We start from the raw sequence: 19,466 nt of genomic DNA, 5'->3' as shown, positions 1-19,466 counted from the left end.
GACACGCATGCGCATCGGAATCATGGGCTCGGGCGGGCTCGGCGGCTACTTCGGGGCGAAGCTGGCGGACGGCGGCGCCGACGTCCATTTCATCGCCCGGGGCGCGCACCTGGAGGCCATGCGCCGCGACGGCTTGCGCATCGACGGACCCAGTCCGCTGCACGTGCGCCAGGTCCAGGCGACCAGCCAGCCGGCGGACGTCGGCGTGGTCGACGTCGTGATGCTGGCGGTCAAGCTCTGGGACACCGAGCAGGCGCTCGAGCAGATCCGGCCCATGGTCGGCCCGGACACCACCGTCATCTCGTTCCAGAACGGCGTGCTCAAGGACCAGTACCTGCGCGCCGCCTTCGATCCGAAGCAGGTCATGGGCGGCGTGGGCTACGTGGCCACCACCATCGCCGCGCCCGGCGTCATCCGCCAGACCGGCCCGATGCAGCGCCTGCTGTTCGGCGAGTTCGACGGCTCGCGCTCGGCCCGTGGCGAGGCGCTACTCGCCGCCTGCCTGGCCGGCGGCATCCAGGCCGAGCTGTCGCCCGCCATCCTGCGCGAGATCTGGCAGAAGTACGTGTTCCTGGTCGGGCTGTCGGGCACCACCACCACCATGCGCACCACCATCGGCCCGATCCGGTCCAACCCGCAGACGCGCGCCTTCCTGGCCGACGTGATGCAGGAGGTCATCGCGGTGGGCCGCGCGCACGGCGTGGACCTGCCGCCGGACTACCTGCGCTCGGCCCTGGAGCGGGCCGACACCGTGGCGCCGGACATGACCTCCTCGATGCACCACGACCTCGAGCGCGGCGGCCGGCTCGAGGTGCGCTGGCTGGCGGGCGGGGTGGTGGAGCTCGGGCGCGCCAAGGGGGTGCCCACACCCCTGAACCGGGCCATCGCCGACATCCTGGCGCTGCGCGCCGAAGGGGCCGCCCATGCCTGACCCATTGCACCGGTTGTCCGACCTGCGCCTGCGCGGCGTCACCTGCACCGCGGTGGAGGTGCCGCTGCGCTACGTGCTCGGCACCAGCGCCGCCACCGTGCGCGCCGCCCCGCTGTTGCTGGTGGACGTGCACACCGAGCAGGGCATCACCGGCCGCTCCTACGTCTTCTGTTACCGCCGCAGCGGCGCCCGGCCCATCGCCGATGCCGTCGAGGATGCCGCCGACATCGTGCGCGGCGAGCGCATCGCGCCCCTGTCGATGGCGGCCCGGCTGCAGCGCCGCTTCGCCCTGATCGGCGTGACGGGCATCGTGCGCATGGCGCTGTCCGCGTTCGACATGGCCCTGTGGGATGCCATGGCGGTCGCCGCCGGCGTGCCCCTGGTGACCCTGCTCGGGGGCGAGCCGCGCCCGGTGCGGGCCTACAACTCCTGCGGCCTGGGCCTCATGAGCCCGCAGGCCGCGGCCGATGAGGCCGAGCGCCTGCTCGAAGGCGGCCTGCGTGCGGTGAAGCTGCGCCTGGGTTATCGCACGCTGGCCGAGGACCTGGCGGTCACGCGCGAAGTGCGGGCGCGGCTGCCGGACCACGTGGAGCTGATGGTCGACTACAACCAGGCGCTCTCGCGCGTCGAGGCGCTGGAGCGCGGCCGCGCACTGCAGTCCGAAGGGGTGGCCTGGCTGGAGGAGCCGATCCGCCACGACGACCTGGCGGGCAATGCCGAGATCGCCCGGTCGCTGGAGCTGCAGCTGCAACTGGGCGAGAACTTCAACGGTCCGCAGGACCTGCTGCGGGCCCTGCAGGCCCAGGCCTGCGACCTCGTGATGCCCGACGTGGCGCGCATCGGCGGCGTCAGCGGCTGGATGCAGGCCGCCGGCGTCGCCGAGGCGCACGGCATTCCCATGAGCTCGCACCTCATGCCCGAGGTCAGCGCACAGCTGCTCGCGGCCACGCCCACCTGCCACTGGCTGGAATACGTCGACTGGACCGACGCCATCGCGGCGGAGCCCGTGAAGATCGTCGATGGCTGCTGGCCCGCGATGGACAAGCCCGGCTCGGGCCTGGCCTGGGACGCGGCGGCGGTCGCGAAGTACCGTCTCGCCTGAGGCTCGCTCATGCCGCCCTGCACGCGACCCTGCGCGGACGACCCCGGCGGGTAGGCCCGTGCCTACGGGGGCCGCGCGAGCCTGCCTACGGTGCAGGGCGAGCCTGCCTACGGTGCAGCGCGACAAAGGGGCCTGACCTCGCTGCACCGGAGGGCTTACGGTTCTGGAATCAACCAGGCAAGGCCGCCGAGCCTGCGGGCATTCCGCCCACCGCCTGGCGATCCATGAAGGAGATTTCCATGAACGAGTCCAAGCGAAACCTGAGCGAGAAGACCGATCGCCCCGTGGCCAAGGCCGGCGTCGGCGCGGTGGCGGGCGGCGTGGCGGGCGGCGTTGCCGGTGGGGCGGCCGCAGGTGCCGCGGCCGGCGGTATCACCGGGCCGGTGGGGGCGGTGGTGGGTGCTGCGGTCGGTGCCGCGATCGGCGCGGTGGCCGGCCGCCAGATGCGCAAGCACGACCCGGTCGTCGAAGACACCTACTGGCGCGACAACTACGCGAGCCGGCCCTACGTGACCAGCGGCGCGACCTATGACGAGTACGCACCGGCCTATCGGTACGGCGCCGATTCGTATGCCAGGTATCCCGACCGTTCGTTCGATGACGTCGAGCCCGAACTGAGCCGGGACTGGGGCACGGCCCGTGGCCGTTCCTCGCTGGGCTGGGAGCACGCCAAGCATGCGTCCCGAGATGCCTGGCACCGGGTGAGCAATGCCGCCGAGCGCGCCCTGCCGGGCGATGCCGACGGCGACGGCCGCTAAGGCGTCCCGCCAGGGACGGCCATGGAGACTCATCCCATGGCCGTCCCGAACCGGCGGCGGGCCCGCGACACGCACCGCGCGTGGCTCGCCTGCAGCCAGGCCGCATGATGCTGGCCATGAATCTGCAATACCTCATCTTCGACACCAGCTACGACGCATCCGGCGCCACGAGCTTCGATGCGATGGCGGCCGTGCGTCCGGATCGCCAGCCGGCGCTGCTGGCCGAGGTGGGCAGCGTGCTGCGCTGGGCGCAGCGGACGTTCGGTCCACCCGGCGTGCCGGGCGAGGAGGGGGAGTGGGACTACGACCTGCAGGCCCTGGCCGAACCCGGTGGGCGGCTGGCCATCGCCCACGATGCCAGTGGCCAGCTGACCCTGGCGCCCGCGCCACCCGGCGCGCTGGTGACGCTGACGGTCACGCTGAGTGGATCACCCGGGTTTCGCGACGCGTTCGTGGAGGCCTTTCCGGCCGGCGATTGAGGCTGGCGCCTGGTGGCCCCGCCTTGCGTGCTGCGTCAATGCAGGTCGGCCGCCTCCACTGCCGGCGCGGCGAGTTCGCGGCCGACCATGGCCCGGGCATACAGATAGTTGATGCGGCTGCTTTCGCTCAGGTCGTCGAGGTCCACGTGGCCGGCGGGGTCGCAGGGGAAGGCAAAGCCCCGACCGCTCTGGAACAGGGACCGGAAGCACAGGAGGAAGCCGATGGACGGTAACTGCTGAGTCATCTGGTGTCTCCTTGCATTGCTGCACGGCGGCCACTCCATCCCGGCCCGCCTTGTCCCTACAACGCGCTGGGCCAGGCCCGGGTCGACGGGGGCCATGTAAACGGGGCGTGAAGTTGGTCGCAGACAATCGGGTGGTGACTCCACCTCCCTTTCGGGCTGCCGTGGTCGGCGGCGGCCCCGCCGGCCTGATGGCCGCCGAGACGCTGGCCGCAGCCGGCGTGTCGGTCGACCTGTTCGACGCCATGCCGTCGGTCGGCCGCAAGTTCCTGCTCGCCGGGCGCGGCGGCCTCAACCTGACGCATTCCGAGTCGCCCGCGCCCTTCCTGGCGCGCTACGGCGCGCTGGCCGACCCCTGGCGCGAGGCGATCGCGGCCCACGGCAACGAGGCGGTCCGGCGCTGGGCCGCCGACCTGGGGATCGAGACCTTCGTCGGCACCTCGGGGCGGGTGTTCCCCACCGACCTGAAGGCGGCGCCGCTGCTGCGCGCCTGGCTGCACCGGCTGCGCGCGGCGGGCGTGCGCCTGCACCCGCGCCACCGCTGGACCGGCTGGGACGGTGCCAGCGGTGTGCTGACCTTCGACACGCCGGCGGGCGCCACCACGCACGCCGCCGATGCCACGGTGCTGGCCCTGGGAGGCGCGAGCTGGCCCCGCCTGGGATCGGACGGCGCCTGGGTGCCGCTGCTGGCCGGGCGCGGCGTGGCGATCGCGCCGCTGCAGCCGGCCAATTGCGGATTCGACGTCGCCCCGATGCGGCCCGGCGCAGCCGGCTGGAGCGAGGTCCTGCGCCAGCGCCACGCCGGCCATCCCATCAAGCCGGTCGCGGCGCGCCTGGCCGGCGACCCGCCGCAGGCCGGCCACCAGGGCGAGTTCGTGCTGACCGAGACCGGCATCGAAGGCAGCCTGGTCTACGCGTTCTCGGCGCGGCTGCGCGACGAGATCGCCGCCCGCGGCCAGGCGACCTGGCTGATCGACCTGCTGCCGCAGCACAGCGCCGCCCAGGTGCTGGCCGAGACCAGCCGGCCGCGCGGCCCGCGCAGCCTGTCGACCCACCTCAAGAGCCGCCTGGGCATCACCGGTGCGAAGGCCGCCTTGCTGCACGAGGTTTTGTCGCCGGCGCAGCTGGCCGATCCGGCCGCACTGGCCGCGGCGCTCAAGGCGTTGCCGATTCCGCTCGTGCGGCCGCGGCCGGTCGCCGAGGCCATCAGCACGGCAGGGGGCGTGCGGGCGGCGGCGCTGGACGGGAACGGGATGCTGCTCGCCGTGCCCGGCGTGTTCTGCGCCGGGGAGATGCTGGACTGGGAAGCGCCCACCGGCGGCTACCTGCTGACCGCCTGCTTCGCCACCGGCCGCGAGGCGGGGCTGGGCGCGGCGCGCTGGCTGCAGCAGCAGGGCGCCTGACGCCGGAGGAGGGGACCCGGCGGGCGCGGTCGCTCAGGCGGCGCCCGGCGCCGGCACCCGGGCGCCGGGGCGCGGCGAGTCGATCAGCCGCAGCAGGTCGTCGATCGAGACCGGCTTGGTGCAGTGGTAGTCGAAGCCGCTGGCCAGCGCGCGCTGCCGGTCCTGCTCCTGGCCCCAGCCGGTGAGGGCGATGAGCACCATCTGCTCGCCGATCGGCTCGGCCCGGATCGCCCGGGCGACGTCGAAGCCGTTCATGCCCGGCATGCCGATGTCGATGACCGCCACGTCCGGGCGCAGCGTGCGCGCGAGATCGAGGGCGCGTTCGCCGTCGGGCGCGGTGTGGGGGTCGTGCCCTTCGCTGCTCAGCAGCAGTGCCAGCGTCTCGAGGGCATCGGGGTTGTCGTCCGCCACCAGCACCCGGGCCCGTTCCGCCACATGCTGCGTCGCGGCGGGCAGGGCCGGCATGGCCGTCGCTCCGGCGTCGCAGGGGACGGTGACGATGAATTCCGAGCCGTGGCCCGACCCGGCGCTGTGCGCCTCGATGCGCCCGCCATGCAGTTCGACCAGGCCCCGGCTGAGCGCCAGCCCGATGCCCAGCCCGCCCTCGGCGCGCTCGAGCGCGGTGCGCACCTGCGAGAACATGCCGAAGATGCGCTGCTGGTCTTCCGGCGCCAGGCCGATGCCGTTGTCGCGCACGGTCATGCGCAACTGCCCGTGGCCGACCGTGGCCTCGAGCGCGATCGCGCCGTGCGGGTCCGTGTACTTGGCCGCGTTGGTCAGCAGGTTGGACAGCACCTGCGCCATCCGCACCGGGTCGGCGTCGAGGTGGACGGGCTGCTCGGGCAGGGTGACCGTGAGCCGGTGCTGCTTGGACTCCAGCGCCGGCAGGCTCGATTCGAGCGCCGAGTCGACGATGGTGCGCAGCTCGGTGCGCGCGCGGCGCAGTTCCAGCCGCCCACGCGAGATGCGCGACAGGTCCAGCAGGTCGTCGATCAGCACGGTCATGTGCGTGAGCTGTCGCTCGATGATCTCGAGCGCGCGGTTGCGGCGCCGGTCGTCCTCCGGCCGGGCCAGGCGGGCGATGTGCGTGGCCTGGCGGATGGGCGCCAGCGGGTTGCGCAGCTCGTGTGCCAGCACGGCGATGAATTCGTCCTTGCGGCGGTCCGATTCCCGCAGCGCCGCCGTGGCGTGCACCTGCTCGGTCACGTCGTGTCCCTGGGCGAAGATGCCGGCCACGTTGCCGGCGGCATCCACCACGGGCTGGTACACCAGGTCGAGGTAGCGCTCGATCAGGGGCGCGCCCGGCTGCTGCTGCAGCTTCACGCCCACCGAGTGCCCCATGAACGCCTTGCCGGTGCGGCGCACCTCGTCGAGCAGGTGCGGAAACCCCTGGTCGATGATCTCGGGCAGGGCCTGGCGGACCGCCTTGCCCACCACGTCGCGGTGGCCGACGAGCTGGTAGTAGGACTTGTTCACCATCTCGAACACGTGCTCGGGGCCGCGCAGGAGCGCGACGAAGCCCGGCGCGTTGTCGAACCAGGCCTGCAGCGTCTGCGCCGCACTCTGGGCCTCGCGCACGAGCCGGTCGCGCTCGCGCTCGGCCAGCACGCTGGCGGTCTCTTCCGTGCAGGCGCAGAACAGGCCGCCGATGCTGCCGTCTTCCAGGTGGATCGGGCTGTAGGACCAGGTGAACCAGGTTTCCTCGGTGAAGCCGTTGCGCTCCATCACCAGGAGCACGCGCTCGTTCCAGGTGGCCTCGCCGCGCTCCATGACGGCCACCTGCTCGGGCCCGAGCACGTCCCAGATCTCGTGCCAGATCTCGCGGGCCGGGCGGCCGAAGGCCTCCGGGTGCCGCTTGCCCAGGATGGGGATGTAGGCGTCGTTGTAGATGTTGACCAGCGACGGGCCCCACCACAGGAACATCGGGAAGCGCGAGCTCAGGCAGATGCTGATGGCCAGCCGCAGGCCGGGCGGCCAGGAGCCGGGCGGGCCCAGGGGCGTGGCCGACCAGTCGGTGGACTCGAGCAGCCGGCTCATGACGGGCGAGGCCGAGCCGGTCGAGGGAATGGTGGGATGTTGGGGAAGCTGCTTCACACCGCTCGGGCTCGACGACATGTCTCGGGGGTTGGGACCACCGGCGCGCCTGCCGCGGTGTGTTGGAAACCGGGCGGCAAGGTGCAGCACCGGCCGCCCGGATTCTACCGACGGGTCACTGTCGAGCTGCATGTGCCGGCCCGGCCGGAGCGCCCGTGGATGCCCGGCTGCCGCCGGATCAGTCGACCTTGACGGCGCCGGCCTTCACCACGTCCGCCCACTTGCCGATCGACACGCGGATGAGGTCGGCGAAGGTCTGCGGGGTGGCCACGAGCGGTGTCATGGCGCCCGCCGTGAACTGGGCGACGACGGCCTTGTCCTGCACGGCGGCACTGATGACATCGTTCAGGCGGTTGAGGACCTGCGGCGACACGCCGGGCGGCGCCATCAGCCCGAACCAGATTTCCATCTCGTAGCCGGGCACGCCGGCCTCGGCGATGGTGGGCACGCCGGGCAGGCTGGGCAGGCGCTGCGCCGACGTGACGGCGAGGGCGCGCACGGTGCCGGCGGTGATCTGGGGCTGCATGCTCACCAGGGCGTCGAACATCATGTCGACCTGGCCCGCGAGCAGGTCGGTGCGGCCCGTGCTGGCCTGGCTGTAGGGGACATGCAGGAAGCGCACGTTGGCCTTCTGCTGCATCAGTTCGGCGGCCAGGTGGTACACGTTGCCGTTGCCGCCCGAGGCGAACGACAGCTTGCCGGGCTGGGCTTTCGCCAGTGCCAGCAGCTCCGCCACCGACTTGACCGGCAGGTTCTTGTTGACGACCAGCACGCTGGGCATGCTGGCCAGCATGGCGACCGGCGCCAGGTCCTTCTCCATGCTGTAGCCGCGCTTCGGATAGAGCGATTCGGCGGCCGTGTGGGTCTCGGACACCAGCACCAGCGTGTAGCCGTCGGCCGGCGAGCGGGCCACCGAGTTCAGGGCGATGGTGCCGGACGCACCGGGCCGGTACTCGAGGACCACCGGCTGCTTCAGTTCGTCGGCCATGCGCGCGTTGATGGTGCGCAGGATGATGTCGGCGGGGCCGCCGGGTGCCGACGGCACGATGATCTTCACCGGCCGGTTCGGGTAGGCCCCGGCCTGCGCCCACGCACCGGCCGACACCAGGAGGGCGAGCGCGGCCAGCGCCTGCCCCATCCACGCATTCAACGATCTCGCCATCGCACTGTCTCCTGTCTGTTTTCTTTTTTCACGGCCGATCGTCGTCGTGCGATCGGGCGCCGGAGGCCGCTAGGGTTTACGCGGGGTCGCCGGCAGCGGCACGATCCTACACTGAGGTTTGATCAAACATCAAACGTTGCCGACCAGCGGCCGTCCACCTCCGTGAGCAAAGTCATCATCACCTGCGCCGTCACCGGCGCGATCCACACGCCGTCGATGTCGCCCTACCTGCCGGTCACGCCGGAGGAGATCATCGAGGCGTCGGTCGGCGCCGCCGAGGCGGGGGCGGCCATCATCCACCTGCACGCACGCGACCCCGTCACCGGCAAGCCCGACCAGAGCCCCGAGGCCTTCGGCCGCTTCCTGCCGCAGATCAAGGCCCGTACCGACGCGGTGCTCAACCTCACCAGCGGCGGCTCGCCCTTCATGACCATCGAGGAGCGCATCCAGCCGTCGATGCGGTTCGCGCCCGAGGTGGCCTCGCTCAACATGGGGTCGATCAACTTCGCGCTGTTCCCCATGCTGGACCGGTTCAAGGAGTTCCGGCACGACTGGGAGCGCCAGCACCTGGAGAACAGCCGCGACCTGATCTTCCGCAACACCTTCAAGGACATCGAGTACGCGCTGGCCCAGTGCGCGGCCAACGAGACGCGGTTCGAGTTCGAGTGCTACGACATCGGCCACCTGTACAACCTGGCGCACTTCGCCGACCGCGGGCTGGTCAAGGCGCCGTTCTTCGTCCAGTCGGTGTTCGGCATCCTGGGCGGCATCGGCACGCACCCCGAGGACGTGGCGCACATGAAGCGCACCGCCGATCGCCTGTTCGGCAGCGACTACCGCTGGTCGGTGCTGGGCGCCGGCCGCCACCAGATGACCATCGCCTCGCAGTCGGCCGCCATGGGCGGCAACGTGCGCGTCGGCCTGGAGGACAGCCTGTGGCTGGGCCGCGGCACGCTGGCCGAGAGCAACGCGGCGCAGGTGCGGCAGGTGCGCAAGATCATCGAGGCGCTGGGCCGCGAGGTGGCGAGCCCGGCCGAGGCGCGCCAGATCCTGCAGCTCAAGGGCGCCGACCGGGTGCGGTTCTAGGCCCGGCGCGCAGCATGCGCACGCGTCTTCGGCAAGCCGCGCACCGCCGTCTGGGCGGCGCTCGCCTGCGCGGCGCGGCCGGCCTGCACCGCACGGATGGTCTGCGCGGCCACGGTGATGTCGGCCACGATGGCCTGGCGCAGCTCGCCGGCCTCGCCGGCGGCCAGCGACTCCACGATGCTGGCGTGGTGCCGGCTGGAGTCGGCGAAGCCGGTCTCGTTGAAGCACGAGCGGATCAGCGGGCCAACGCGCACCCACAGCTTCTCGATGATCGACAGCATGAAGGGGCTGGCCCCCAGGCGGTAGATCAGGAAGTGGAACTGGAAGTTGCCGTCCAGGTAGGCGTCGGCATCGCCGCGGCGGCCGGCCGCACGCATGGCGCGGTCGATGCTGCGCAGGCTCGCCAGCTCGGCCGGCGCCACGTGGCCCACCGCCTGCGCGGCGGCCAGGCCCTCGACATGGCAGCGCAGGTCGGTCAGCTCGTCGAATTCGTGGCGCGAGATCGCCGGCACGATGACGGTGCGATTGGGCCGCAGTTCCAGCGCACCCTCGGCGATCAGCCGGTGCATCGCCTCGCGCGCGGGCATCACGCCCGAGCCCAGCATCTCCGAGATCGCCTTCACCGTGATGGCCTGGCCGGGCTCGAAGTGCCCGTTCATCAGCGCGCTGCGCACCGCCTGCGTCACCTGGTCGCGCAGGGTCACCTTCGCGAGTGGTGGCAGGGCGGGCGGGGCGGTCACGGCACGGGCCGGCTTGACAAGGGAACGCATGGCGCGCAGCAAGATAGCACGCTTTGCCCCACACACCATCGATGACCAACAGGAGCATTCCATGAGCACCAACACTTCCGCGGCCCGCGTGGCCGTCGTCACCGGCGGCAGCCGCGGCATCGGACGCGCCATCGCGCTGGCCCTGGCGCGCCAGGGCTGGGACGTCTGCATCAGCTATGCGAGCAACGCCGCCGCCGCCGACGAGACGGTCAAGGCGGTCCAGCAGGCCGGCCGCCAGGCCCTTGCGGTGCAGGCCGACATGGCCTCGCACGCCGACATCCAGCGGCTGTTCGCGGCCTGCCGCAAGACCTTCGGCCGCCTCGACGCGCTGGTGAACAACGCCGGCGTGGTGGGCGGGCTGCGGTCCATCTTCGATGCCGACCCCGCGCACCTGCGCGAGGTGTTCGACGCCAACGTGCTGGGCTGCTTCCTGTGCGCGGGCGAGGCCGCCAAGGCCATGTCGACCCAGAAAGGCGGCCAGGGCGGCGCCATCGTCAACATGTCCTCGGTCGCGGCGCGCACTGGCGGCATGCCGCAGGAGGCGCACTACGCGGCGTCCAAGGGCGCCGTCGACAGCCTGACGCTGGCGCTGACCCGCGAACTCGCGCCGCACGGCATCCGCGTCAACGCGGTGCGGCCGGGGCTGATCGACACCAGCATCCACGAGGCCCACGGCGGCCAGGCCACGCTGGACAAGCTGGCGCCCACGGTGCCGCTGGCCCGGGTGGGGACGGTGGACGAAGTGGCCGAGGTGGTGGCCTTCCTGTGCGGGCCGCAATCGAGCTACATGCACGGCGCGCTGGTCGACGTGTCCGGCGGCCGCTGATCCCGCGTTCCGTTTCAACAGACAACCTGGAGACATCGATGCAACGCAGACACCTCCTGGCCGGCGCCGCCGGCGTGGCTTCCTCGCTCGCGCTGCCCGCGTGGAGCCAGTCGGGCTACCCGAACAAGCCGATCAAGCTGATCGTGCCCTACGCGCCGGGCATCTCGCCCGACGTCGTCTCGCGTGTCATCGGCGACAAGCTGTCGCAGGCGCTGGGCCAGCCGGTCGTGGTGGACAACCGCGCCGGCGCCGGCGGCATGATCGGCGCCGAGGCCGCGGCCGCGATGCCGGCCGACGGCTACAACCTGTTCTACACGGTCAAGGGCGTGATGGCCATCGCGCCGCACCTGTATCCCCAGGCCAAGTACAACCCGCTGAAGGACTTCAAGGCGGTGACCGAGGTGCTGATCGTCCCGCACATCATCACGGCCACGCCCAGCGCGCCGTACAACACCATGGCCGAACTGGTGTCGTACGCCAAGGCGAACCCCGGCAAGATCAACTACGCCTCGGCCGGGGTGGGCTCGCAGCCGCACGTCGCGCTGGAGGCCTGGGCCCGCCGCCTGGGCATCAAGCTGACCCACATCCCGTACAAGACCAACCCGTCGCCCGACGTGATGAGCGGCGTGGTCAGCCTGTACCTGGAGGCGTCCACTACCGCCATCCCGTCGATCCAGGGCAAGCGCATCAAGGCGCTGGTGGTCTCGGGGGCCGAGCGCATCCCGGCGCTGCCCGACGTGCCGACCATGACCGAGTTCAACCCCGAACTCGATCCCAACGGCGTGATCGGCAACTCCTGGCACACGTTCTTCGCGCCGGCCGGCACGCCCGACGACATCGTGGCCCGGCTCAACACCGAGATCGTGAAGATCGTCAAGACGCCGGAGATCCAGGCCCGCCTGCGCTCGCTCGGCCTCACGCCCACCGGCACGCCGGCGGCGACGGTCAACGTGGGCATGGCACAGGACCATGCCTACTGGGGCAGGCTGATCAAGGAACTGGACATCAAGGTCGAGTGAGGTCGCATGCTCGTCGAACAACGCACCTACACGCTCAAGCCGCTGCGCACCCGGGATTTCCTGGCGCTGTACGAGCGCGCCGCGCTGCCGCTGCAGAAGAAGTACCTCGGCCACCTGGTCGGCTTCTTCGTCTCGGAGCTGGGACCGCTCAACCAGGTGGTGCACCTGTGGGCCTTCGATAGCCTGGCCGAGCGCGAGCGCCGGCGCGCGGCGATGGAAAGCGATCCGGACTGGCCGGCCTACGTCGACGCGCTGCGAGAGCTCGACATCGTGCAGCAGCAGGAGACGAAGATGCTGCGCTCGGTGCCGTTCTCGCCGATCTGAGGAGCGGGCCGTCACGATGAGCAGCGCTGCCAGCGAACCCGCCACCGACGACGTGCTCGGCCTGCTGGCCACCATGCACCTGATCCGGGAGTTCGAGGAGGCCGCCGGCGCCGCCCTGCACGCCGGCCAGGTGCGCGGGTCGGTGCACCAGTACACCGGGCAGGAAGCCGTCGCCACCGGCGTCTGCTGCCACCTGGGGCCGGGCGACTACGTCTCCAGCCACCACCGCGGCCACGGCCACGCCATCGCCAAGGGCGTGTCGCCGGCCCGCATGATGCGCGAGCTGTTCGGCCGCCAGGGCGGCACCTCCGGCGGCAAGGGCGGCTCCATGCACATCGCCGACTTCTCGCTCGGCATGCTGGGTGCCAACGGCGTGGTGCCGGACGGCGTCACCATCGCCGTCGGCGCCGCCCAGGCGCTGAAGATGCAGGACAAGCCGGGCATCGTGGTCGCCTTCTTCGGTGACGGGGCCATGAACCGCGGCCCGCTGTTCGAGGCCTTCAACTGGGCCAAGCTGTTCAGGCTGCCGGTGCTGTTCGTCTGCGAGGACAACGGCTGGTCGGTGACTCTGCGCACCCGCACGGTGACCGGCGGGCCGCCGGCGGTGGAGCGCGTCGCCGCCTTCGGCATCCCGGTGTCGCGGGTGGACGGCAACCACGTGGTCGCGGTCCGGCGCGTGGCGCAGGACCTGGTCGCGGCGGTGCGCTCGGGGGCCGGGCCGCAGTTCCTGCACGCGACGACCGACCGCTGGCACGGCCACCTCGCGCACGACTGCCAGCGCTACCGCGACCCGCAGGACATCGAGCGCGTGCGGCAGGACGACTGCATCGCCAGCGCCGAACGCTGGCTGGCGCAGCGGGGCGTCGACGCCGGGCGGCTGGCCGCTGTGCGCGAGCAGGCCCGCCGCACCATCGCCGGCGCCGTCGACGAGGCTGCGGCGGCGCCCTGGCCGGACCCCGCCAGCGCCTACACCGACGTGCAGGACATCGGGAGCGCGGCATGGCGGTGATGACGTACGCGCAGGCCGGTTGCCTGGCGCTGCGCCAGGAGATGGAGCGCGACCAGCGCGTGTGGGCGCTGGGCGAGGACGTGGGCCCGGACGGCGGCGTGGCCGGGCAGTACCTGGGCCTGCGCGAGCGGTTCGGCCCCGGCCGCATCGTCGACACGCCGATCTCGGAGTCGATGATCATGGCGGCGGCCATCGGTTCCTCGCTGCTGGGCATGCGCCCGGTGGCGGAGCTGCGTTACGCCGACTTCGCGCTCTGCGCGGCCGACGAGATCATCAACCAGGCCGCCAAGGCGCGCTACATGCTCGGCGGGCAGGTGCAGGTGCCCATCGTCATCCGCCAGCCGATGGGCATGCGCTGGGGCATGGCGGCCCAGCACTCGCAGAGCCTCGAGAACCTCTGGGTCGGCACGCCCGGCCTGGTGGTGGTGGCCACCGCCACGCCGGCCGACAACCACGGGCTGCTGAAGGCCGCGATCCGCGCCGACGACCCGGTGGTGTTCCTGGAGCACAAGGAGCTGTGGCTCGAGACCGGCGAGGTCGACGAAGGCGCCGGGCCCCTCGCCATCGGCCAGGCGGCGGTGCGGCGTAGCGGCGCCGACATCACGCTGGTGAGCTGGTCCAGCACGGCCAATGCGTGCGTCGCGGCCGCGGCGCAGCTGGCAGGCGAGGGCATCGACGCCGAGGTGATCGACCTGCGCACGCTGTGGCCCTGGGACCGCGACACGGTGTTCGCGTCGGTGCGCAGGACGGGCCGGGTGCTGGTGGCGCATGAGTCGACGCGCGTGGGCGGCTTCGGCGGCGAGGTGCTGGCCGAGATCGCCGAGGCGCTGTTCGGCCAGCTGAAGGCGCCGCCGCGGCGGCTGGGTTCGCCGCGCATCCCCGTGCCCTATTCGAAGCCGCTGGAGGACCTGTGCCGCGTGGGGCCGGACCGCATCGCTGCCGCGGCCGCAGCGCTCTGCCGTGGTGGCGCGGCCCCCGGCATGCCGGAGCTCGCGCCGGGCTGACCACGGCCTGACGGCGGCGGCGCCGGGGCCGCATGGACTAGCATCGGTGTTCCGACACGGCGTCCCTCCGGATCCGGCCCCTTGGACCAGCACATCGATCCGCCCGCGACTCGCGAGCCGGCGCTTGCTGCAAAGCTGCGCCGGTCCTGGTCCATCGGCCAGCTGCTGTTCGCCATCGTCGGGCTGGGCCTGGTTCCCTTCGTCCTGTTTGCCGCCCTGGCGTCGGCCGATGGCGCGCGGCGCTACGACGCCGAGTTGAAGCGCTCGGCGCAGGACCTGTCGCGGGCCCTGGCCATTGCCGTGGAGGGCGAGCTGGACTCCACCGTGGCGGCGATCCGGGTCTACGCGGAATCGGCCGATGCCGATGCCGCCGACTACCGCACGCTGTACGACATCGCCCAGCGCATCCTGGTGCAGCGGCCGGAGTGGTCCACCATCACGCTGGCCGATTCGGCCCAGAACATCCTGTTCAGCACGTCCATCCCGTTCGGCCAGCGGGCGGAAGTGGTCCACCCGCCGAGCCTGGAGGAGGCCATCCGCAGCCGCAAGCCGGTGGTCGCACCGCTCAGCCAGGGCCCGCGCGGCTTCAAGAGCATCGCGGTGCGCGTGCCGCTGCTGCGCGCCGGCGAGGTGGTGTTCGTGCTCACGGTGACGGTCAAGCCAGCGACCTTCCTGCGCATCATCGAGGCCCAGAAGGTGCCCGACAACTGGGTCGTTTCGCTGTTCGACGACAGCCTGGCGCGCGTCGCCCGCTCAAAGGACCACGAGGCCATGCTCGGCGGCGCACCCCAGCCGGTGTTGCGGGCGCTCCTCACGGAAGGCCGGACGGACGGGGTCGAGACCCTGGTCTATCCGGAAGGCCAGTCGCTGGTGACCGGCTTCACCCGGCTGCCGGCCTACGGTTGGGTGATCGTGGTCGGGGCTGCATCGGGCCAGGTGCAGTCCTTCCTGCTGCGCGGCCTGGGGTTCTATGCCGCCGGCGCCTTCGCCGCCCTGATCGTCTGCATGCTGCTCGCCGCGGTGCTGTCGAACCTGATCGCCCGCGACATCGGCCGGGTGCGCGAACAGGCCACCGAGATGGGCCGCGGGGAGGGCATCGTCGGCGCCGGCCCCGGCAGCGTGGTGACGGAGGTCGACGCCATCGAAGGTGCCATCCAGGACACGTCGGCCCGGCTGGTGACGCTGGTCGACCAGCTGCGCGAGGCCGCCGAGGAGGCGCGTGCGGCCGGCAGGGTGAAGGATGAATTCATCGCCGTCACCAGCCACGAGCTGCGCAACCCGCTGTCGCCCATCGTCGCCGCGCTGCACCTGCTGGACCTGAAGTCCGACGAGGGCACCGCGAAGGAGCGCCAGATCCTGCACCGGCAGGTGACCTACCTGCGGCGGCTGGTCGACGACCTGCTCGACGTCTCGCGGCTGACGCGCGGCGAGATGGCCATCAGCCTGCGGCCGCTGGACCTGCACGAACTGATCGAGCGGGTGGTGACCGAGGCGCGCCTGGGCCTGGCGGCGTCGGTGCCGGGGCTGGCGATCGAGTTCCATGCCGACGAGGGGCCGCTGTGGGTGCAGGGCGACGACGCCCGCCTCACGCAGGCGATCAACAACCTGCTGGGCAACGCGGTGCGGCATGCCGAGGGCCGGCCGGTGCTGGTGGAGCTGGCGGGCAGCGAGACGGAAGTCCGCCTCACCGTGCGCGACCAGGGCACCGGCATGGACCGCAAGACGGTCGCCAAGGTGTTCGACCCCTTCTACCAGGCGCGCGCCACCCAGAGCGAGCTGCGCGGCAGCCTGGGCCTGGGGCTGGCCATCGTCCGGAGCATCGTCGACTCGCACCACGGCACCGTGCAGGCGTCCAGCGAGGGACTGGGCCAGGGCAGCGCCTTCGAGATCGTGCTGCCCCGCGCGCAGGCGCCGGAGGCCTTCGGGCTGGCCGGCGACGGCCCCGCTGCCAGCGGACGCGACGGCTCGCCGGGCTAGCCGGAGGTCTGGCTCACCAGCCGCTGCCGGTCGGCCGTGGCGCGCCGGCGCGCGTCGGCGCGGAACGCGTGCACGACGCGCAGCATGGACTGGAGCAGCGGCGACTCCTCGTCCTTGAGGTAGAAGCAGTGCAGGTCCATGCACGCCTTGCGGCGCGATCGCATGGGCCGGTAGGCGACGCCGGGGAAGCGCACGTTGGCCATGGAAGCGGGCACCATGGTGACGCCGCGGCCGGTGGCGGCCTGCAGCGTGGCTGTCACCAGGTCGGTGAGCGGCGGCGCCAGCCGGGGTTCGAAGCCGTTGTCGCGGCACAGCTGCAGCACGGTTGCCGTTCCGGACGGCGTGGTGCCGACCAGGATCGTCTCCTCGCGCAGCCGCGCGACGTCCACCCGCTGGAGCGCGGCCAGCGGATGCGACTCCGGCAGGGCCAGCAGCAGGTCCTCCCGCGCCACCAGTTCCACCTTCACGTCGGGCTCCTCCGGCAGCAGCCGCTCGAACACCAGCTGCACCCGCTTCTGCCGCAAGGCCGGCAGCTGCATCGGCGTCTGTGCGTGGTGCAGCACGACCTCGACGTCGGGATGGGCGGCGTGGAAACTGGCCAGCAGCTGGGGCACCACGCCGAACATCGCCGATCCGTAGACGCCGATGTCCAGCCGGCCGGCATCGCCCCGGCCCGCGCGCCGCACGCGCTCGCTGGCCAGCGTGACCAGCGAGCGGATGCTGCGCGCGTGCTCCAGCAGTTCGTGGCCCGCGGACGTGAGTTCCATGCCGCGCGGCGTGCGCTTGAACAGCTGCGTGCCCAGCTCCGCCTCCAGCTGCTGGATCTGCCGCGTGAGCGGCGGTTGCGAGAGGTGGAGGCGCTCGGCCGCCTTGCCCAGGTGGCGGGTTTCCGCGACGGCGACGAAGTAGTTGAGCTGGCGGATGTCCATGGGGAGCGTCTTACCGAAAAGGTATCGGCGGGCTGCCAATTTAGCATTGGACGTTGCTCCTGCGCGTGAACAGACTCGCCGCTCGCAAGGCCATCGCGTGCCATTGCGAACGAGCCTTCCAACACAGGAGACAACGTGACAACTCGCTTTCCCAGGCTGACATCCGGCCCCCGCGTCGCGCGGGGCGCCTTCGTGTTCTCGATGACGGTGATCGCCGCCGCCGTGCTGCATGGCTGCGGCGGCGGCAGCGGCAGCAACCAGGCACCGGCCGCCAGCGTGCTGGCCGGCCAGGGCGTCACGCAGCCGGCGGTGCAGGCGCGCGTGAAGCCGCTGCTGCAACTGGGCCCGTTCTCCTACCGGGACCTCAACAACAACGGGAAGGTCGACCAGTACGAGAACTGGCGCCTGCCGGTGGACGTGCGGGTGAAGGACCTGGTCCGGCAGATGACGCTGGCGGAGAAGGCCGGCATGCTGCTCATCAACACGCTCAACGCGCCGGGCGGCACCACGCCGCTGCCGGGCGCCGAGGCGCAGCGCCTGGTCAACGACGAGGGCATGACGCGATTCATCTTCCGCAGCGCCGTGCAGCTCAATGGCAGCGTCAGTCCCCAGCGCGCGGCGGAGTTCACGAATTCCGTGCAGGAACTGGCCGAGGCCACCCGGCTGGGCATCCCGGTCATCTTCAAGTCGAACGCGCGCAACCACTACGACCGCAGCGCACGCCAGGGCATCAACGAACCGGCCGGGTCGTTCTCGGAGTGGCCCAAGGAGCCCGGCCTCGCGGCCACCCGCGACATGGCGCTGATCCGCGACTTCGGCGACACCATCGGCCAGGAATGGGCGGCCATCGGGCTGCGCGGCTCGTACGCGTACATGGCCGACACCGCCACCGAACCACGCTGGTTCCGCGTGCACGAGACGTTCAGCGAGAGCGCCGGCCTGAACGCCGACATCATGAAGAACCTGGTGCTCTCGTGGCAGGGCGGACCGGTGGATCCGAACACCCGGGTGGCGATGACCATCAAGCACTTCCCCGGTGGCGGTCCCGCCGCCGGCGGCCTGGACGCGCACTACACCTTCGGCAAGTTCGCGAGCTATTCGGGCGGCCTCTTCGCCGAGCACCTGAAGCCTTTCCAGGCGGCAATCGAGGCGGGTGTGTCGGCCATCATGCCGTACTACAGCGTCCCGACGAACCTGACGCACGACGGCGTGACGTTCGACCAGGTCGGTTTCGCGTTCAACCGGCAGGCCATCACCGACCTGCTGCGAACCAGGCTGGGATTCAAGGGGTACGTGAATTCCGACACCGGCATCATCACGCAGCGGGCCTGGGGCCTGGAGAGCAAGTCGACCCCGGAGCGCATCGCCGCGGCCGTCAACGCGGGCGTCGACGTCCTGTCGGGCTTCAGTTCGAAGCAGGAGATCCTCGACGTGGTCGCGGCCGGCCTGATCACGGAAGCCCGCCTGGACGAAGCCGTCACGGCGCTGTTGCGCGAGCAGTTCGCGCTGGGGCTGTTCGAGAACCCCTACGTCGATGCGGCCAGGGCCAACGACATCGTCGGCAAGCCGGAGTTCCTGGCCAAGGCGCTCGATGCCCAGCGCCGCTCGCTCACGCTGCTGAAGAACGACACCGCGCTGCCGCTGAAGGCGCCCCAGCCGGCCGCGCCCGTCAAGCTGTACTCGGTCAACCTGAACACCAGCGTGCTGGCAGACCCGATCTACGGCGGCTACACCGTCGTGTCCGGCGACCGCACGGCGGCCAACGGCAACATCCGCCCGGCCGTGCCCGCCGGAACGGACTACGCCGTGGTCCGCGTCGAGGTGTCGAACAACTCGGGGGCCTATCGCAGCAACGACCCGGCCACCGGCGCCAATCCGGCGTACATCAATCCGCGCACCGGCAAGACCTGGGGCGCCGACGACCCGGCCGGCATCGACGATCGCCTCACGTTCGGCGGCGCCTACCCGTGGGAAGTCGACATCCTGGACTTCACCGGCATGGCCGCCGCCCAGTCGTGGCGGATCTCGCCCTCGCTGGCCGACATCCAGGCGACCATGGCCGAAGCCCGGGCGGTGGGCGCGAAGGTGGTGCTGAGCATCTACTTCCGCCAGCCCTACGTGCTCGACGACGCCAGCGGACTGAAGAACGCGAACGCCATCGTGGCGAACTACGGGGTCAGCGACACGGCCCTGATGGACGTGCTCACCGGCAAGTCCCGGCCGCAAGGCAAGCTGCCGTGGGCCCTGGCGCGCAATGCGCAGGCGATCAAGGCCCAGGATCCCGATGCGCCCGGCTACCCGGCGGCCGACACGCTGTTCCCGTTCGGCTTCGGGCTGACCTACTGACACGG

At 71.6% G+C, this 19,466-nt stretch carries 18 protein-coding genes; 13 read left to right on the top strand and 5 right to left on the bottom strand.

Features of this window, described 5'->3' with window-relative positions:
* Positions 1 to 7 precede the first annotated feature (7 nt).
* The 4 genes from GON04_RS18105 (at position 8) to GON04_RS18090 (ending at position 3,270) form a co-directional block, all read left to right on the top strand.
* Positions 8 to 931, top strand: a complete 924-nt coding sequence (locus GON04_RS18105) for a ketopantoate reductase family protein (protein ID WP_157399423.1) — start codon at positions 8 to 10, stop codon at positions 929 to 931.
* Positions 924 to 2,033 carry an enolase C-terminal domain-like protein gene (locus GON04_RS18100; protein ID WP_157399422.1) on the top strand — a complete coding sequence of 370 codons (1,110 nt, stop codon included), beginning with the start codon at positions 924 to 926 and terminating at the stop codon, positions 2,031 to 2,033. Before GON04_RS18105 ends, GON04_RS18100 begins: the two co-directional genes overlap by 8 nt.
* A gap of 239 nt (positions 2,034 to 2,272) precedes the next feature.
* A complete protein-coding gene (locus GON04_RS18095) occupies positions 2,273 to 2,791 on the top strand; it encodes a glycine zipper domain-containing protein (RefSeq protein WP_181653648.1) in 519 nt (172 codons plus the stop codon).
* A gap of 116 nt (positions 2,792 to 2,907) precedes the next feature.
* On the top strand, positions 2,908 to 3,270 hold the full coding sequence (locus GON04_RS18090) for a hypothetical protein (RefSeq protein WP_157399420.1): 363 nt from the start codon (positions 2,908 to 2,910) through the stop codon (positions 3,268 to 3,270).
* A gap of 35 nt (positions 3,271 to 3,305) precedes the next feature.
* On the opposite strand, the gene GON04_RS18085 is transcribed toward GON04_RS18090, so the two are convergent.
* On the bottom strand, positions 3,306 to 3,515 hold the full coding sequence (locus GON04_RS18085) for a hypothetical protein (protein WP_157399419.1): 210 nt from the start codon (positions 3,513 to 3,515) through the stop codon (positions 3,306 to 3,308).
* A gap of 134 nt (positions 3,516 to 3,649) precedes the next feature.
* Here GON04_RS18085 and GON04_RS18080 point away from each other — a divergent pair, with 134 nt between their 5' ends.
* Entirely contained in the window at positions 3,650 to 4,915 is a 1,266-nt protein-coding gene (locus GON04_RS18080; protein ID WP_338051005.1) for a BaiN/RdsA family NAD(P)/FAD-dependent oxidoreductase, read from the top strand.
* Between the two features lie 33 nt (positions 4,916 to 4,948).
* Here the strand turns inward: GON04_RS18080 and GON04_RS18075 are convergent, their stop codons facing one another.
* Positions 4,949 to 6,952 carry a hybrid sensor histidine kinase/response regulator gene (locus GON04_RS18075; protein ID WP_198349331.1) on the bottom strand — a complete coding sequence of 668 codons (2,004 nt, stop codon included), beginning with the start codon at positions 6,950 to 6,952 and terminating at the stop codon, positions 4,949 to 4,951.
* 235 nt (positions 6,953 to 7,187) lie between these two features.
* Entirely contained in the window at positions 7,188 to 8,171 is a 984-nt protein-coding gene (locus GON04_RS18070) for a Bug family tripartite tricarboxylate transporter substrate binding protein (protein ID WP_181653646.1), read from the bottom strand.
* Between the two features lie 162 nt (positions 8,172 to 8,333).
* Here GON04_RS18070 and kce point away from each other — a divergent pair, with 162 nt between their 5' ends.
* Positions 8,334 to 9,257, top strand: a complete 924-nt coding sequence (gene kce, locus GON04_RS18065; protein WP_181653645.1) for a 3,5-dioxohexanoate:acetyl-CoA acetone transferase — start codon at positions 8,334 to 8,336, stop codon at positions 9,255 to 9,257.
* On the opposite strand, the gene GON04_RS18060 is transcribed toward kce, so the two are convergent.
* Positions 9,254 to 10,027, bottom strand: a complete 774-nt coding sequence (locus tag GON04_RS18060) for a GntR family transcriptional regulator (protein WP_181653644.1) — start codon at positions 10,025 to 10,027, stop codon at positions 9,254 to 9,256. The two genes, kce and GON04_RS18060, sit on opposite strands and share 4 nt — an antisense overlap.
* 61 nt (positions 10,028 to 10,088) lie before the next feature.
* On the opposite strand from GON04_RS18060, the gene GON04_RS18055 reads away from it, so the two are divergent.
* From GON04_RS18055 to GON04_RS18030, 6 genes are all read left to right on the top strand, one after another.
* On the top strand, positions 10,089 to 10,853 hold the full coding sequence (locus GON04_RS18055) for an SDR family oxidoreductase (protein ID WP_157399415.1): 765 nt from the start codon (positions 10,089 to 10,091) through the stop codon (positions 10,851 to 10,853).
* 38 nt (positions 10,854 to 10,891) lie between these two features.
* On the top strand, positions 10,892 to 11,872 hold the full coding sequence (locus tag GON04_RS18050) for a Bug family tripartite tricarboxylate transporter substrate binding protein (RefSeq protein WP_157399414.1): 981 nt from the start codon (positions 10,892 to 10,894) through the stop codon (positions 11,870 to 11,872).
* A 6-nt stretch (positions 11,873 to 11,878) separates the two neighbouring features.
* On the top strand, positions 11,879 to 12,196 hold the full coding sequence (locus tag GON04_RS18045) for an NIPSNAP family protein (RefSeq protein ID WP_157399413.1): 318 nt from the start codon (positions 11,879 to 11,881) through the stop codon (positions 12,194 to 12,196).
* A gap of 16 nt (positions 12,197 to 12,212) precedes the next feature.
* Positions 12,213 to 13,205 (top strand): thiamine pyrophosphate-dependent dehydrogenase E1 component subunit alpha, encoded by a 993-nt coding sequence (locus GON04_RS18040; protein ID WP_232533148.1) that lies wholly within the window; start codon positions 12,213 to 12,215, stop codon positions 13,203 to 13,205.
* Positions 13,196 to 14,209 (top strand): alpha-ketoacid dehydrogenase subunit beta, encoded by a 1,014-nt coding sequence (locus tag GON04_RS18035; RefSeq protein WP_157399412.1) that lies wholly within the window; start codon positions 13,196 to 13,198, stop codon positions 14,207 to 14,209. The genes GON04_RS18040 and GON04_RS18035 overlap by 10 nt, the downstream gene beginning before the upstream one ends.
* 81 nt (positions 14,210 to 14,290) lie before the next feature.
* On the top strand, positions 14,291 to 16,186 hold the full coding sequence (locus GON04_RS18030; protein ID WP_157399411.1) for a sensor histidine kinase: 1,896 nt from the start codon (positions 14,291 to 14,293) through the stop codon (positions 16,184 to 16,186).
* On the opposite strand, the gene GON04_RS18025 is transcribed toward GON04_RS18030, so the two are convergent.
* Positions 16,183 to 17,115 (bottom strand): LysR family transcriptional regulator, encoded by a 933-nt coding sequence (locus GON04_RS18025; protein WP_181653643.1) that lies wholly within the window; start codon positions 17,113 to 17,115, stop codon positions 16,183 to 16,185. The genes GON04_RS18030 and GON04_RS18025 overlap by 4 nt on opposite strands.
* Before the next feature lie 135 nt (positions 17,116 to 17,250).
* On the opposite strand from GON04_RS18025, the gene GON04_RS18020 reads away from it, so the two are divergent.
* Positions 17,251 to 19,461, top strand: a complete 2,211-nt coding sequence (locus GON04_RS18020) for a glycoside hydrolase family 3 N-terminal domain-containing protein (protein ID WP_198349329.1) — start codon at positions 17,251 to 17,253, stop codon at positions 19,459 to 19,461.
* Positions 19,462 to 19,466: the final 5 nt, after the last annotated feature.

Source organism: Ramlibacter pinisoli (assembly GCF_009758015.1).
In the GTDB taxonomy this organism is placed as follows: domain Bacteria; phylum Pseudomonadota; class Gammaproteobacteria; order Burkholderiales; family Burkholderiaceae_C; genus Ramlibacter; species Ramlibacter pinisoli.
The sequence above is the reverse complement of the archived record's forward strand: the minus strand, read 5'-3'. Positions and strand labels throughout refer to the sequence as shown.